Here is a 13,842-nt window from a genome sequence, read left to right on the forward strand (position 1 = left end):
AATTACCATTGACAGCACGGAACAGAGAAGGACATCGGGATGATTCGGCTCCTGCTAGTGCTCGGCGTCGTCGCGGTCATCCTCGCTGTCATCATGATCCTCGGCGGCGCCGCGCTCGGGGCCGTCTTCTCATCCGATCGCAAGGCGCGCCGCCCCCTGCCGACCATGACACGGGCCTGGCTGCTGTCGATCGCCGTGGTGGTCCTGATCGGCATCGCGACGGAGGGCATCCTGCTGCTGCCCGCCATGGGCATCGCCGCCATCGGGTTGTTGATCATGCACATCGTGATCGACAGTCGGTCCGGCTCCACGACTGCGCGCGAACCGTCATCCCAGGAATTGGTACGGGCGCGGCTTGTTGAGGAGTTCGGAGACGACGGTATCGAGCTGCTCGACGGCGCACAGGCCGCCATCGAGCGGATCGAGCGCTCGGACGCCGCGGTCGACGGCTGGCTCGGTAACGACCTCGACTTCACCGGCGACCTGACGGCAATCCGTGAAAACTGCCGAGCCACACAAGAGCTCAAGGGCTTGATCACAGAGCTCGGCGGGATCGCCGAGCCCGATTCAGACGATCTGGCGATGCTGGAGGACGCTCGGGCGAAAGTTCGGGAGCTGGGGTCACGGTCGTGGGCGCGGGTGTATGCCTTGCAGGGATGCGCCGAGAAGGCCGAGGAGATCGACCAGTCGCTGCGCGACGACCGCGCCCGGGCACAGCTCGCGGAAAAGCGCGACGACATCCGCAGCCGCATGGCCGCGAGGTTGTACGGCGTCGAGGCGGCACCGGCTCAGACCCCGTCGTCGTCGGTGGACAAGATCACCGCGCTCGCGGAGGCGTATCAGGAGATCCGGGGCAAGATCGACCGCGACGGCCGGGACCGTTTCGCATGACCCACGACCCCGAACCGTCGGATGGCGAAACGCCGACTCGCCCATGGCTTCCGACACATTGGGCCTGGTTCGCGGGAATCGTGGGAGGACTCGGAGTCATTGGGTGCGGCTTCGCATTCCTGCTGATGCTCCCGCTGGCGATGGCCACCGACGGCTGCCACGACGGCAGCACCGACTGGGTGTGCACGCTGTCAGCGCGCGGTCAGAATTTCCTCATCGCCATTCCATGGCTGTGTCTGATGGCGGGCATCGTCGCCGCCGTGGTGACCGCTGCCTTGGCGGCACGTCGACGCTGGAGTCCATTGATCGGCATACCCATTGGCCTCGTTGTCGCCTGGGCAATGATCCCGGTAGGGAAAGCGATCGCGCTGCACGTGTGAGTCGTCCGCAAGTCCGGTCGCGACAACTGGGGCTTTTCGTTGCATTCGTCGTTGTACGTCAGAGCTTTGGTATCCAGCCAGACCACGACGGCGACAAGACAAACCCTCGACCCCGAGGGTCTTTGCAGGCGGTCATTTTCTTGTCATCCACACCGCAAGTGACCCCAAATACCGTCAGTGTGTGGAATGGCGGTAGTACCTTGGCCGACGCCTTAGTGACACATCCTGTGTCAGTGACTTTTCGTGGCTCTGAATTCGTACCGATTGCGTTTTCCTCATAGATACCTTCTTGAGGATCGCAACGCGCTGACTCGATGCCAGGCAAGTTATTGCCGACGCAACTCGCGGAAGGAGATTCTCCGTAGGTACATCGGATACCGTCAGGAGTACTGAAACCGTATGTGGTTATTTTGTTGGGACGGCCGGGATTATCGGACTCCCATTTGTATTCGTCTGGCCCAACCGGGACGTAGCCGCTCAAATCGGGGAACTTCCCCGGTTCCACCGAACGGGATAGCTCGCTGTGAATTGACGGACGCGCAGCAGCGTCACAAGCTGACGGCAGCACCATCAAGGTGGAAAACAGCGATACGACAATCAGGCGAGTGATCATTCACACCTTTGGTATCCAGCCCGACCAGGACGGAGACAATACGAAACCTTGACCTTGTGGGTCCTTGCACGCCGTCATGCCTTTGTCATCCACACCGCAAACCACACCGTTGACCGTCAGTGTGTGGAATGGAGGAAGAACTTTGTGCGGCGGCGAATCCTCCGAGCAATTCGAGCTACCCCTAGGCCATTGCTGCAGACCTCGACTCGTACTCATTACGTTGTAGCGGTAGATACCTTGCACGGAATCGCATGTTGCGGGAGAAACTGCGGGAAGGTTGTTACCTCCGCAGGACGCTGAGGCAGGTTTGCCAAAACTGCATCGAACCCCATCAGGAGTATCGAACGCGTATTTGATGAGTTTTTCGGGGCGGCCCGGGTTGTCGAGCGCTTGCGCATAGTCATCAGGGTTTGCGGGTGTGTAGCCGCTCATATCGGGGAATGCCACTGGTCCACCAGATTCATGCGGTTCCGCAGAAGCGGTGCAAGCGGAAGTCAAGACGATCGACGCAAGAAGCACCAGAGTAAGTGCGAACCGAATCATCTTGATCGTTCCTCTCGATGGTGGTAGCTGCGGTTGTCCCTAGCGGGGCTTGACATTGACATGAATATCCTGCACGTCGTAATGCACCGGACCGATGGGATGCTTGTCCGCATCTACCGGCTGAAACCACTGGCTGCCAAACAAACCGAGATTATCCAGTGTCGAGCCGGGCAGAATGTAGCCGCCGTACGGCGCTGGCACGTGGTTCGGTGCTCCCGAGGCATTGTCCATCACCACAATCGGGGCTCCACCCGGCCTAACGACGTTAGTTTGGCTGTCGCCAACGTGTACCTCGACTGTAGGCATGTTCGTATCACCGTCGCCACTATGGAGGTTCGTGCCTGCGAGAACCGGTTTACCTTCAACCTCCCGGAAGCTCAGTTCTCCCCAGTTCTGACCGTCAGGTGTGATTGTCGAGGTCGCTGGCTGTCCCGCCGCGCCCCAGGTGTTGTTGCCCGGGTTGTACGGTTCCCACGCCCCGCGGTCGCTGATGTGCGCGGGATCAACCCGATACATGGAGACGCCTTGGCTGCGGTCGAACGCATCCGCGGCGATGTACACCTTGCCGTCACTGCCTTGGTAGCCGCTGAATTGAGTTGGCAACGTGGGGTTGTCGACGACAGACCTATAACTCCCCTCGATCGGCTTCCAGCCGGCAGCCGGATCGTTCGTGACCTTTACCAGCCACGAGCCCTTCGGGCTCAGGCCCTCGCTCGTGTTGGTGCCCACAACCATCATGTAGGTGTCGTTGCCGATCTTGACGCTGCCCGCCGGCAGCGCGTTGTTGGCCCCCGCCGCGCGAGCCGCATCAGGTATCGGGAAGAGGGTATGCGGTCCCGGTGATTCATTTGGCAACCCGCTGTTGAGGTTGGTCCCGGTCAGCGGCGCACCGAAATGAGGCTTGCCGTTTCTGTCGAATGTCACAGGCACCGCAACTGAGGGATAGTGCTCATTCCCAGGTCCGCCGACCTGGGGGTTGGCATAGGAGTCCCCGAAAATTGCCACCTTTGTGCCGTCCGGCAGTGTGATGACCTCGCCGAGATCCGCTGCGCGAATCCCGGGGATAGCGTCGGGGCTGTCGGTCCCGGCGATCGGCCCCTTGTTTCGGACCTCACCGGGTGCGAGCGGCCCCTCACCGGTCAGTCCCAGCAGCTCTGCCAGTGTCGTCGGCGTTTTCGTCGGTTCCGGCAACCCTGTCGCCTTCGCGATCGCTTTGGCCAGATCAGCGTCGATTCGGTCGCCTTCGGCCTGCGCATCGGCGATCCGTGCCTCCAGATCGGCGATCTTCTTCGATACTTTCAGTTTGGTCTCATCATCGAGATAGTCGTAGTTCGCTGGAACGCTCACCTTGTTGGTTGTTTGATCAACTTCCACCGCCGGTGCTGCGGCCGCATCGTCGAGAATCGCTTTCACAGTGGTAGCGAGGGCGGTGGCGTCTTGTTCTGCGTGGTCCATCGCGGCCGCCGCCGATGACAAGTCCTCTGACCTGACGTTGTGAGCCGCGGCGCTCATCAACATCGACAGCATCGCCTCCTGCGCAGCCTGACCTTGCCACGTGGAGGTTTTCACCAACTGTTGGTAGAGCTCCGCAGAGTTCGCGTGGTTGACCGACGCGTCACGCGTAGCTTTGGCCAGCCCTGCGATCTCAGAAACCCACTCCCGCAGCACCTGCAGCAACACGAGTTCAGATCACAACCCTGTGTCGGTGATTCGCGCCGCGCCACTGCTATCAGTGCGTTCATATGCACCCGCAGCCCCGCGGTGTCCCTCGGCGTGTGACGTGAAGCGTTTACCAAAATGTGCGCCGTCCGCTTCCCACGCAGCCAGCATTTCCGGTAGTGCAGCGGCCGACAGTCCCGAGCCCAGCGCCGCTTGGCTTGCCGCAGCATGCGCCTTGAGATGTTCGGTGGAGAAATCACTGCTGTGACCATCCAAGCGGTCAGCAGTCATTCGCAGCTCGATTGGATCGACCTTCAACGGATCGCTCGGCACGGCCACTTAAACCCCCTCAAACTAGCCCCCACAGAAAATGATAGGGCCGCCCGGCAACGGTCGCCGACGGCAATTTCACCGCCCCAGTCGTAGCCAAACGACGACGGCACCGGTCAATCTGCGCGCACACGGCGGGAGCTGGGCTCGCGGCAATGCACTCGATCCTTGGCGAAATTCGTTTCGATTCACTCGAACTCGAGTGTGCGCCTGCCGAACTTGTACAGCACGAAGGGCGCGGGCAGAAATGTCCCGCCGCTCGAGCGAGCGGCCCCAAAATGCACGCGACACACCGGGATTGGGCGTACAAACACGGCCGCTCGCGGGAGATTACTGGGAGGCGATGTCGACCGAGCTGCCGAGGGCGGCGACCCAGCCGGTGACCTGGCGGGCGATGTCCTGGTCGGTCAGACCGAGCGACACCAGGACCTCACTGCGGGTGGCATGGTCCTGGAACTCCTGGGGCACGCCGACGTCGCGGCACGGCACGTCGATCTCGGCACGCCGCAGCGATGCCGACACTGCGGAGCCGATGCCGCCGGCGACCCCGTTGTCCTCAAGTGTCACAACGAGTTTGTGGGCGCGGGCCAGGTCGGCGATGGCCGCCGGGACCGGGAGCACCCAGCGGGGGTCGACGACCGTCACACCGATGCCCTGCTTGCGCAACCGGTCGGCGACCAACAGCGCCATCCGGGCGAACGCGCCCACCGCGACCAGCAGCACGTCGTCGGGCAGACCGTCGGCAGGCTCGGTCAGGATGTCGACGCCGTGCTGGCGGCGGACGGCCGGAATGTCGTCGCCGACCGCACCCTTCGGGAAGCGGACGGCGGTCGGCCCGTCATCGACGGCCAGTGCCTCACCGAGTTCCTCACGCAGCCGGGCGGCATCGCGCGGCGCGGCGACCTTGATGCCGGGCACGATGCCGAGCATCGACATGTCCCACACGCCGTTGTGGCTGGCGCCGTCGTTGCCGGTGACGCCGGCGCGGTCGAGAACCATGGTGACGGGCAGCTTGTGCAGCGCCACGTCCATCATGATCTGGTCGAACGCCCGGTTCAGGAACGTCGAGTAGATGGCGACGACGGGGTGCATACCACCCATGGCCAGACCGGCGGCCGACGTCATCGCGTGCTGCTCCGCGATACCGACGTCGAAGAACCGGTCCGGGAAACGCTGCCGGAACGCCGACAGACCCGTCGGCCCCGGCATGGCCGCGGTGATCGCGACGATGTCGCGCCGCTTCGTGGCCTGCTTGATCAGCTCCTCGGAGAACACCGAAGTCCAGCCGAGTACCGACTCGGCCGTGGACCGCCCGGTGTGCGGGTCGATGATGCCGGTCGAGTGCATCTGCTCGGCTTCGTCGTTCTCCGCGTGCGAATAACCCATGCCCTTGCGGGTGACGACGTGCACGATCACCGGCGCATTGAACCCGCGGGCGTGCCGCAGCGCCGCCTCGACGGCGTGCTCATCGTGCCCGTCGATGGGCCCGACGTACTTGAGACCCAGATCGGTGAACAGCGCCTGCGGTGCCAGCGCGTCCTTGATGCCGGCCTTGATGCTGTGCACACACTGGTAACAGAACTCGCCGACGACGGGCACGCCACGCAGCGCATGCTTGCCGCGTTCCAGCGCCTTCTCGTAGCCGGGCTGCAGGCGCAGGGCCGCGAAGTGGTCGGCCAGGCCACCGATGGTCGGCGCGTAGCTGCGACCGTTGTCATTGACGACGATGACGATGGGCCGGTTGGCGGCCGCGATGTTGTTCAGTGCCTCCCAGCACATGCCGCCGGTGAGTGCGCCGTCACCGACGACGGCGACGACGTGGCGGTTGCGGTAGCCGGAGAGTTCGAAGGCCTTGGCCAGGCCGTCGGCGTAGGACAGCGCGGTGCTGGCGTGGCTCGACTCGACCCAGTCGTGTTCACTCTCGGCGCGCGACGGGTAGCCCGAGAGGCCACCCTTCATGCGCAGGGTGTCGAAATCGGGGCACCGGCCGGTCAGCATCTTGTGGACATAGGCCTGGTGACCGGTGTCGAAGATGATCGGATCGTGCGGCGAATCGAAGACCCGGTGCAGGGCCAGGGTCAGCTCGACGACACCCAGGTTGGGGCCGAGATGCCCGCCGGTGGCGGCCACCTTGTGCACCAGGAATTCCCTGATCTCGGCGGCAAGTTCCGTCAGCTGAGGCTGCGACAGGTGCGCCAGATCAGCTGGGCCGCGGACCTGTTCAAGCATTCCGACAGTCTACGCACGCACCCCGGGTACAGCCGGTCAAGGCTGATAGATGTCCGGCACGCCGTCGCCGTCGTCGTCGGCGGTTTCCCGTTCGTGGATGCGGCGGTATGCCGCGTTGCGAGACAGCAGCAGCACCGCGGCCAGCATCCCGGCGATCACCGAACCGGTGAGCACGCCGATCTTGGCATCGGCGCCGGTGGCCGTGCCGGTACCGAACGCCAGCTCACCGATCAGCAGCGAGACCGTGAAGCCGATGCCGGCCAGCATCGCCACCCCGGCGACGTCGAGCCAGCCCAGGCCCTCGTCGAGCTCGGCGACGGTGAACCGCGCCAGCAGGAATGTGGTGCTGAACACACCGATGGCTTTGCCGAACACCAGCCCGAGAAGTACGCCGCCGGTCACCGGATGGGTGATCGCGTCCACCAGACCGGGCCAGCCGCCCACGCTGACACCCGCGGCGAAGAACGCGAACACCGGCACCGCCACCCCCGCGGACAGCGGCCGCAGCGCATGCTCGAACGCCTCGGCCGAGGCGTGCTTGCCCAGGACCGGCACGCCGAATCCGAGCAGGACCCCGGCCACGGTGGCGTGGATACCGCTCGCATGCACCAGGGCCCAGGTCGCCACCGCCAACGGCAGCAGCAGCCACCAGTGCCGGATGCCGCGCTGCACGGCCGCCACGAACAACCCACCGGGGATGACGGCGAGCGCCAGCGCCGTCGGATTGAGGTGATCGGTGTAGAAGCACGCGATGACGATGATGGCCAGCAGGTCGTCGACCACCGCGAGCGTCAGCAGGAACGTGCGCAGCGCGGTGGGCAGATGCGTGGAGATGACGGCCAGAACGGCGAGCGCGAAGGCGATGTCCGTCGCGATCGGCACCGCCCAGCCGTCGAGATTCTCGGGATGCCCGAGCGCGAGATTCATGCCCACGAAGATGGCGGCGGGCGCCAGCATGCCGCCGACTGCGGCGGCGATCGGCAGCGCGGCGCGCGCCGGGTCGCGCAGGTCGCCGGCGACGAACTCGCGTTTGAGCTCGACGCCGACGACGAAGAAGAAGATCGCCAGGAGCCCGTCGGCCGCCCAGGCCGACAGGCTCAGGTGCAGATGCCACGACTGCGGCCCGATCGCGAACTCAGACAGCGCGTGATAACTGTGCGCGGCAGGCGAATTCGCCCACACGAGGGCGGCGCCGGCCGCCAGCAACAGCAGGATGCCGCCGACGGTCTCCTTGCGGAGAATCTCGGTGAACCTCTGGGCTTCGGGCCAACTGCCCCGGGTCAGCAGCCGCCGGCGCGTGTTGCGGTTGGTCATCGGAACTCTCCTGGGCAGCGTTGAACGGCGCCGACCAGGCTTCCCGGCACACCTGTCCGCAAACTTACCGGGTCAGCAGCGCCACGCACTCGACGTGGTGCGTCAGCGGGAACGAGTCGAAGACACGAAGGTTCGCCACCTCATACCCGTGTCCGCGGTAGAGCCCGATGTCGCGGGCGAAAGAGGCTGCCTCACAACCGATGTGGATCACCCGCGGCACCCCGGCCGCGGCCAGCTGGTCGATGACCTCGTGCCCCGCGCCGGTGCGGGGCGGGTCCAGTACCGCGACGTCGGCCGCGATCCGCTGGGTACCCAGCGCCCGGCGCACCGAATCGGTCACCACCTCGACGCACCCCAGGTCGCCCAGCGCGGACCGGGCCGCGCGCGCCGATCCGCGCGACGTGTCCACCGTCACCACGCGACCCGACTCCCCCACCGAACCGGCCAGCGCCGCGGCGAAAACGCCTGCGCCGCCGTACAAGTCCCACGCCGTCTGGCCTTCGGACAGCTCGGCCCACTCGGCGACCAGCGCGCTGTAGGTGGTGGCGGCGTCGCGGTGGGACTGCCAGAACGCCGTCACCGGAACGAGCCATTCGCGATCGCCGACGCGCTGCACTGCTTCGTACTGGCCCGAGATCACCTCGGTCATGCCGGCCTTGCTCTTCTTGCCGGCACGCGGGCCGGACCGCACGACGTGCCGGTGCCCGGCGTCGTCGAGCACGACGTGCAGGTGCGCGCCGGGCGGTTGCAGCGGCAGATCGTCCAACAACCCGGCCGGCACCTGAGCACATGACAGGTCGGTCACCAACTCGTCGCTGTGATACCGGTGGAACCCGGCCCGGCCGTCGGCCCCGACCTCGAGCCGCACCCGGGTACGCCACCCGGTAGCGCCGACGGTACCGACCTCCGCGGCGACGAGGTCACCGGCCTCGTGGCCGCCGAGCCGGGCCAGCTGATTGGCCACGACCTCGCCCTTGAGTCGCCGCGCCGCGGCCGGATCGACGAAAGCCAGGTCGCAGCAACCGGATCCCTGCGCCCCGGCGATCGCGCACAACGAATCCACCCGGTCGGGAGACGCCTCGAGCACCTCGAGAACATCGGCGTGCCAGTACGAGCCGCGTTCGGAGGTCACCTCCGCGCGCACCACCTCACCCGGCAGCGCGTGCCGGACAAAGATCACGCGGCCGTCGTGCCGCGCCACGCAGCTGCCACCGTTGGCCGGCGGGCCAACGGTCACTGTTACCTCAGTCATTCAATGATGCCGGTCATTCGATGATGCCCCGTCTCGTGTCGCCCGGCGCCGAACCCGGAGTCATGGTCACCTTCACCCGTTCGGACGAATTCAGCTGCCACGGAACGGAAGTCACCATCACGTTCGGGATGAACAGCAGCCGGCCCTTGAGGCGCAGCGCGCTCTGGTTGTGCAGGATGTGCTCCCACCAGTGGCCCACCACGTACTCCGGGATGAACACCGTCACGACGGTGCGCTTCGACTCGGCGGTGATGCGCTTGACGTAATCGAGGATGGGCCTGGTGATCTCGCGGTACGGCGAGGCGATGACCTTCAGCGGCACCGACACGTCGCTGTCTTCCCACTTGTGCACCAGCTCGCGTGTCTCGGCGTCGTCGACGCTGACGGTGATGGCCTCCAGGACATCCGGGCGGGTCGCCCGCGCGTAGGCCAGGGCCCGCAGCGTCGGCAGGTGCAGATTGGACACCAGCACGACGGCGTGGTTGCGGCTGGGCAGCACGACGTCCTCGTCGGGGCCGGACTGCGCGCGCAGCTCCTGGGCGACGGTGTCGTAGTGCTTGTGGATCGCCTTCATCAGGACGAACAGCAGGCTCATCGCCAGGATCGCGATCCAGGCGCCGGCCAGGAACTTCGTCACGATGACCACCAGCAGCACGGCGCCCGTGCAGATGAAACCGATGGTGTTGACGATCCGCGCGCGCTGCATACGGCGTCGCTCGGCCGCTTCGGTCTCGGTGCGCAGCAAGCGGTTCCAGTGCCGCACCATGCCGATCTGGCTCAGCGTGAACGACACGAACACGCCGACGATGTACAGCTGGATCAGCGCCGTGACCTCGGCGTTGAACGCCACCACGAAGGCGATGGCGGCGAACGCGAGGAACAGGATGCCGTTGGAGAACGCCAGCCGGTCACCGCGGGTGTGCAGCTGCCGCGGCAGGTAGCGGTCCTGCGCCAGGATCGAGCCCAGCACCGGGAAGCCGTTGAACGCGGTGTTGGCGGCCAGGACCAGGATCAGACCCGTCACGCCGGCGATCAGGTACAGGCCCACCGGGAAGCCCTGGAAGACCGCCTCCGCCAGCTGCGTGACCACCGTCTTCTGGTGATAGCCGACGGGCGCGCCCTCCAGTTGGTCGACGCTGTCGGCCATCTTCAGGCCGATCTGCTTCGCCAGCACGATGATGCCCATGAACAACGACACCGCGATGGCGCCGAGCAGCAGCAGCGTCGTTGCGGCGTTGCGCGACTTGGGCTTCTGGAAGGCGGGCACACCATTGCTGATCGCCTCCACACCCGTCAGGGCGGCACAGCCGGACGAGAACGCGCGGGCGACCAGGAACACCATGGCGAAGCCCAGTACGTCGCCGTGCTCGGATTTGATGCTGAAACCGGCAGACTCGGCCCGCAACGGGTGGCCCAGCACGAAGATCTGGATGAAACCCCACGCCAGCATGAGGTACATGCCGATCATGAAGGCGTAGGTGGGAATCGCGAACGCCGTGCCGGACTCCCGGATGCCGCGCAGGTTCAGCGACGCCAGGATCAGGATCGCCAGCACCGAGAACAGCACCTTGTTCTGGGCGATGAACGGCACGGCCGATCCGATGTTGGACATCGCCGACGCCGTCGACACCGCGACCGTCAGTACGTAGTCGACCAGTAGCGCGCTCGCCACCGTCAACCCGGCGGTATGCCCGAGGTTCGTGGTGACCACCTCGTAGTCACCGCCGCCGGACGGATAGGCGTGCACGTTCTGCCGATAACTGGCGATCACGATCAACATGACCCCGGCCACCGCGAGACCGATCCACGGCGCCATCGAATAGGCCGACAGACCGGCGACCGACAGCACCAGGAAGATTTCCTCCGGCGCGTAGGCGACCGACGACAGCGCATCCGACGCGAAGACCGGTAAGGCGATACGTTTGGGCAGCAACGTGTGGGCGAGCTTGTCGCTGCGGAAGGGTCGGCCGATCACCAACCGTCGCGTAGCGGTCGAAAGCTTGGACACGAGAGCCAAGGGTAAGCCCCCCAGGCTCGGGTTGTAGCGTTCGGACTGAGCTGAGGCATGAAATTCGCTTCGGGGCCGGTTCCTGGCCCAGAAAGGATCGGCTGGTGCGAGTAGTCGTGATGGGCTGCGGCCGGGTTGGCGCATCGCTGGCAGACGGATTGGCCCGCATCGGTCATGAGGTCGCCGTGATCGACCGGGACAAGACGGCGTTCCATCGCCTGTCGCCCGAATTTCCCGGAGAACGCGTGCTGGGCATGGGTTTTGACCGCGACGTGCTGGAGCGGGCCGGTATCGAAGAGGCCGGCGCGTTCGCCGCCGTGTCCTCCGGTGACAACTCCAACATCATCTCGGCGCGAGTCGCGCGAGAGACATTCGGCGTGCAGCGCGTCGTCGCGCGTATCTACGACGCCAAGCGCGCCGCGGTGTACGAGCGGTTGGGCATCCCGACCATCGCGACGGTGCCGTGGACCACCGACCGGTTGCTGAATCTGCTGACGCGCGAGACCGAGACCACCAAGTGGCGCGATCCGTCGGGCAACGTCGGCGTCACCGAACTGTCCCTGCACGAGGACTGGGTCGGCTACCGCGTCACCGCACTGGAAGGGGCGACCGGCGGCCGCGTCGCGTTCCTCATCCGGTTCGGCAGCGGCGTGCTGCCGGACGCCAAGACCGTCATCCAGGCCGGCGATCAGGTGTACATGGCCGCGGTGTCGGGCCGTGTCGCCGAAGCCATCGCCATCGCATCGCTGCCGCCCGGCGACGACGTCGAAAGCCACTAGGAGCGCACATGAAGGTCGCAATCGCGGGCGCCGGCGCCGTCGGCCGCTCCATCGCGCGGGAACTGGTCGATCACCACGAGGTGACGCTGCTGGAACGCAATCCGGACCACATCGACGTCGACGCCGTCCCCGCGGCACAGTGGCGTCTCGGCGATGCCTGCGAGATCTCGCTGCTCGAGTCCGTCAAGCTTCATGAGTTCGACGTCGTCATCGCTGCCACCGGCGACGACAAGGCCAACGTGGTGGTGAGCCTGCTCGCCAAGACCGAGTTCGCGGTCCCCCGCGTCGTGGCCCGCGTCAACGACCCGCGCAACGAGTGGCTGTTCGACGACAGCTGGGGCGTCGACGTCGCGGTGTCGACGCCGCGCATGCTGGCGTCACTGGTCGAAGAAGCCGTGTCGGTGGGCGACCTGGTCCGGCTGATGAGCTTCCGCAAAGGCCAGGCCAACCTGGTCGAGATCACGCTGCCCGACGACACCCCGTGGGGCGGCAAGGCGGTCAAGCGTCTGCAACTGCCGCGCGATGCCACGTTGGTGACGATCCTGCGCGGCCCACGCGTCATCGTGCCCGAATCGGACGAGCCGCTCGAGGGCGGCGACGAACTGCTGTTCGTCGCGGTGGCCGAGGTCGAGCAGGAGCTGCGCAACCAGGTGCTGAACCCGGGCTAGTCCTCGGTGACGTGATGTTCGGCGTCGCGGAGGGCCTTCTGGGCCGTCCGGATGGCCAGGTAGGACGCCAGCGCGGCGACCGCGGTGAGCGGCCAGCCCATGGCGATCCGGGCCACCCCGAGCAGACCCGTCTGGTCGAGCCCGTAGAGGTGGTTCTGGACCAGGAACCGCGCCCCGAACACCACAACCCACACCGCGGTCGCGATGTCGAACGCGAGCACCGCCCGCCGGACGTCGCGCCAGCTGCGGTCGTGTCCGGTGACCCAGCTCCAGCCGTAGCCGACCAGGGGTCGCCGGATCACGATCGAGATCGCGAACACCCCGGCGTAGATCAGCGATGACCAGATGCCAAGCAGGAAATAGCCTTTCGAGGCGCCGATCATGTAGGCGATCAGCGCGCTGATCCCGACGCCGATGAATCCCGACACCGCCGGCTGCACCGATTCGCGCCGCGCCAGCCGCCAGACGAGCACCAGGGCCGCGACGCCAAGCGCCGCGTAGATCGCGGCCGTCAGCCCGAAAAAGCTGGAGACGGGGACGAAGACGAGGACCGGCAGGGACGAATAGATCAGGCCGCTGATGCCGCCCATCTGCTCCAGCAGAACGTGCGCCGTCAGTTTGGCGTCGCCGTCATCCTGTTGGGCCTCGATGTCGGCTTCGGTCTGCTCGTCGTTCGCGGTCCCCTTGTCGGGGAAAGTCACTTCTGAATCTCGTAATGCGGGTTGTAGATCGCTTTGGCCCCGCTGTCCAAGTTGCCGAGTCGTCCGTGCACCCGCAGGGTGCGTCCGGATTCGATGCCTGGGATGCGCCGCTGACCCAACCAGACCAGCGTGACCGTGTCGGTGCCGTCGAACAGCTCGGCTCGCACGCCACCCGAACAGCCCTTGCCGTTGGTCTCGACACACCGCAGCGTGCCGACCATCGTCACTTCCTGTCCGCGCGTGCAGTCCACCGCTCGCATGGCGCCGGTGTTCAGGGCCTCGTCGTTCAGCTCCTGGACATCGCTCTGTTCGAGGTCCTCGGTAAGCCGCCGGGTGAGTCGGCGCAAATAGCCTTCCGCCGTAGCCATGGTCTCTCCTGAGACTTGCTGCGAATCCACCGTGGACCCGCTATCTAACCAACGTCACGCTAGACCTCTTGGTTCCGATTTGCCATTTCGGCGCGGGATATATCTTC

At 65.7% G+C, this 13,842-nt stretch carries 12 protein-coding genes; 4 read left to right on the plus strand and 8 right to left on the minus strand.

Annotated features, from left to right (window positions below):
• Positions 1 to 39: 39 nt before the first annotated feature.
• Together H289_RS0116025 and H289_RS0116030 are read left to right on the plus strand one after the other, a co-directional pair.
• A complete protein-coding gene (locus H289_RS0116025; RefSeq protein WP_020101819.1) occupies positions 40 to 891 on the plus strand; it encodes a hypothetical protein in 852 nt (283 codons plus the stop codon).
• Positions 888 to 1,271, plus strand: coding sequence for a hypothetical protein (locus H289_RS0116030; RefSeq protein WP_020101820.1), 384 nt, complete (start codon positions 888 to 890; stop codon positions 1,269 to 1,271). The genes H289_RS0116025 and H289_RS0116030 overlap by 4 nt, the downstream gene beginning before the upstream one ends.
• A 1,195-nt stretch (positions 1,272 to 2,466) precedes the next feature.
• On the opposite strand, the gene H289_RS30640 is transcribed toward H289_RS0116030, so the two are convergent.
• The 6 genes from H289_RS30640 to H289_RS0116055 form a co-directional block, all read right to left on the minus strand.
• On the minus strand, positions 2,467 to 4,107 hold the full coding sequence (locus H289_RS30640; RefSeq protein ID WP_020101821.1) for a DUF4185 domain-containing protein: 1,641 nt from the start codon (positions 4,105 to 4,107) through the stop codon (positions 2,467 to 2,469).
• Between the two features lie 9 nt (positions 4,108 to 4,116).
• Positions 4,117 to 4,425 (minus strand): type VII secretion target, encoded by a 309-nt coding sequence (locus tag H289_RS32465; RefSeq protein ID WP_081633430.1) that lies wholly within the window; start codon positions 4,423 to 4,425, stop codon positions 4,117 to 4,119.
• 321 nt (positions 4,426 to 4,746) lie between these two features.
• Complete coding sequence (dxs, locus tag H289_RS0116040) at positions 4,747 to 6,645, minus strand: 1-deoxy-D-xylulose-5-phosphate synthase (RefSeq protein WP_020101822.1); 1,899 nt, start codon at positions 6,643 to 6,645, stop codon at positions 4,747 to 4,749.
• Between the two features lie 36 nt (positions 6,646 to 6,681).
• Positions 6,682 to 7,959: a Na+/H+ antiporter NhaA gene (gene nhaA, locus H289_RS0116045; RefSeq protein WP_020101823.1), complete on the minus strand. Its 1,278-nt coding sequence runs from the start codon at positions 7,957 to 7,959 to the stop codon at positions 6,682 to 6,684.
• A gap of 64 nt (positions 7,960 to 8,023) precedes the next feature.
• The gene (locus tag H289_RS0116050; protein ID WP_029105314.1) at positions 8,024 to 9,211 is read right to left on the minus strand and encodes a class I SAM-dependent RNA methyltransferase; all 1,188 of its coding nucleotides are present in this window, start codon (positions 9,209 to 9,211) and stop codon (positions 8,024 to 8,026) included.
• A gap of 13 nt (positions 9,212 to 9,224) precedes the next feature.
• Positions 9,225 to 11,219: an APC family permease gene (locus H289_RS0116055; RefSeq protein WP_029105315.1), complete on the minus strand. Its 1,995-nt coding sequence runs from the start codon at positions 11,217 to 11,219 to the stop codon at positions 9,225 to 9,227.
• Positions 11,220 to 11,323: 104 nt separating this feature from the next.
• On the opposite strand from H289_RS0116055, the gene H289_RS0116060 reads away from it, so the two are divergent.
• Together H289_RS0116060 and H289_RS0116065 are read left to right on the plus strand one after the other, a co-directional pair.
• Entirely contained in the window at positions 11,324 to 11,998 is a 675-nt protein-coding gene (locus H289_RS0116060) for a potassium channel family protein (protein ID WP_081633431.1), read from the plus strand.
• 8 nt (positions 11,999 to 12,006) lie between these two features.
• Entirely contained in the window at positions 12,007 to 12,666 is a 660-nt protein-coding gene (locus H289_RS0116065; RefSeq protein WP_020101827.1) for a potassium channel family protein, read from the plus strand.
• On the opposite strand, the gene H289_RS0116070 is transcribed toward H289_RS0116065, so the two are convergent.
• Together H289_RS0116070 and H289_RS0116075 are read right to left on the minus strand one after the other, a co-directional pair.
• Positions 12,663 to 13,256, minus strand: coding sequence for a DUF3159 domain-containing protein (locus H289_RS0116070; RefSeq protein WP_081633448.1), 594 nt, complete (start codon positions 13,254 to 13,256; stop codon positions 12,663 to 12,665). The genes H289_RS0116065 and H289_RS0116070 overlap by 4 nt on opposite strands.
• A gap of 107 nt (positions 13,257 to 13,363) precedes the next feature.
• The gene (locus H289_RS0116075) at positions 13,364 to 13,735 is read right to left on the minus strand and encodes an OB-fold nucleic acid binding domain-containing protein (RefSeq protein ID WP_020101829.1); all 372 of its coding nucleotides are present in this window, start codon (positions 13,733 to 13,735) and stop codon (positions 13,364 to 13,366) included.
• Between the last annotated feature and the right edge of the window lie 107 nt (positions 13,736 to 13,842).

The organism is Mycobacterium sp. 360MFTsu5.1 (assembly GCF_000383495.1).
In the GTDB taxonomy this organism is placed as follows: Bacteria; Actinomycetota; Actinomycetes; order Mycobacteriales; family Mycobacteriaceae; genus Mycobacterium; species Mycobacterium mucogenicum_B.

Excerpts from the sequence above, each read along its gene's own strand:
- H289_RS0116025 (WP_020101819.1), top strand. The coding sequence starts at position 40 with ATGATTCGGCTCCTGCTAGTGCTCGGCGTCGTCGCGGTCATCCTCGCT.
- H289_RS0116030 (WP_020101820.1), top strand. The coding sequence starts at position 888 with ATGACCCACGACCCCGAACCGTCGGATGGCGAAACGCCGACTCGCCCA.
- dxs (WP_020101822.1), bottom strand. The coding sequence starts at position 6,645 with ATGCTTGAACAGGTCCGCGGCCCAGCTGATCTGGCGCACCTGTCGCAG.
- nhaA (WP_020101823.1), bottom strand. The coding sequence starts at position 7,959 with ATGACCAACCGCAACACGCGCCGGCGGCTGCTGACCCGGGGCAGTTGG.
- H289_RS0116050 (WP_029105314.1), bottom strand. The coding sequence starts at position 9,211 with ATGACTGAGGTAACAGTGACCGTTGGCCCGCCGGCCAACGGTGGCAGC.
- H289_RS0116065 (WP_020101827.1), top strand. The coding sequence starts at position 12,007 with ATGAAGGTCGCAATCGCGGGCGCCGGCGCCGTCGGCCGCTCCATCGCG.
- H289_RS0116070 (WP_081633448.1), bottom strand. The coding sequence starts at position 13,256 with ATGGGCGGCATCAGCGGCCTGATCTATTCGTCCCTGCCGGTCCTCGTC.
- H289_RS0116075 (WP_020101829.1), bottom strand. The coding sequence starts at position 13,735 with ATGGCTACGGCGGAAGGCTATTTGCGCCGACTCACCCGGCGGCTTACC.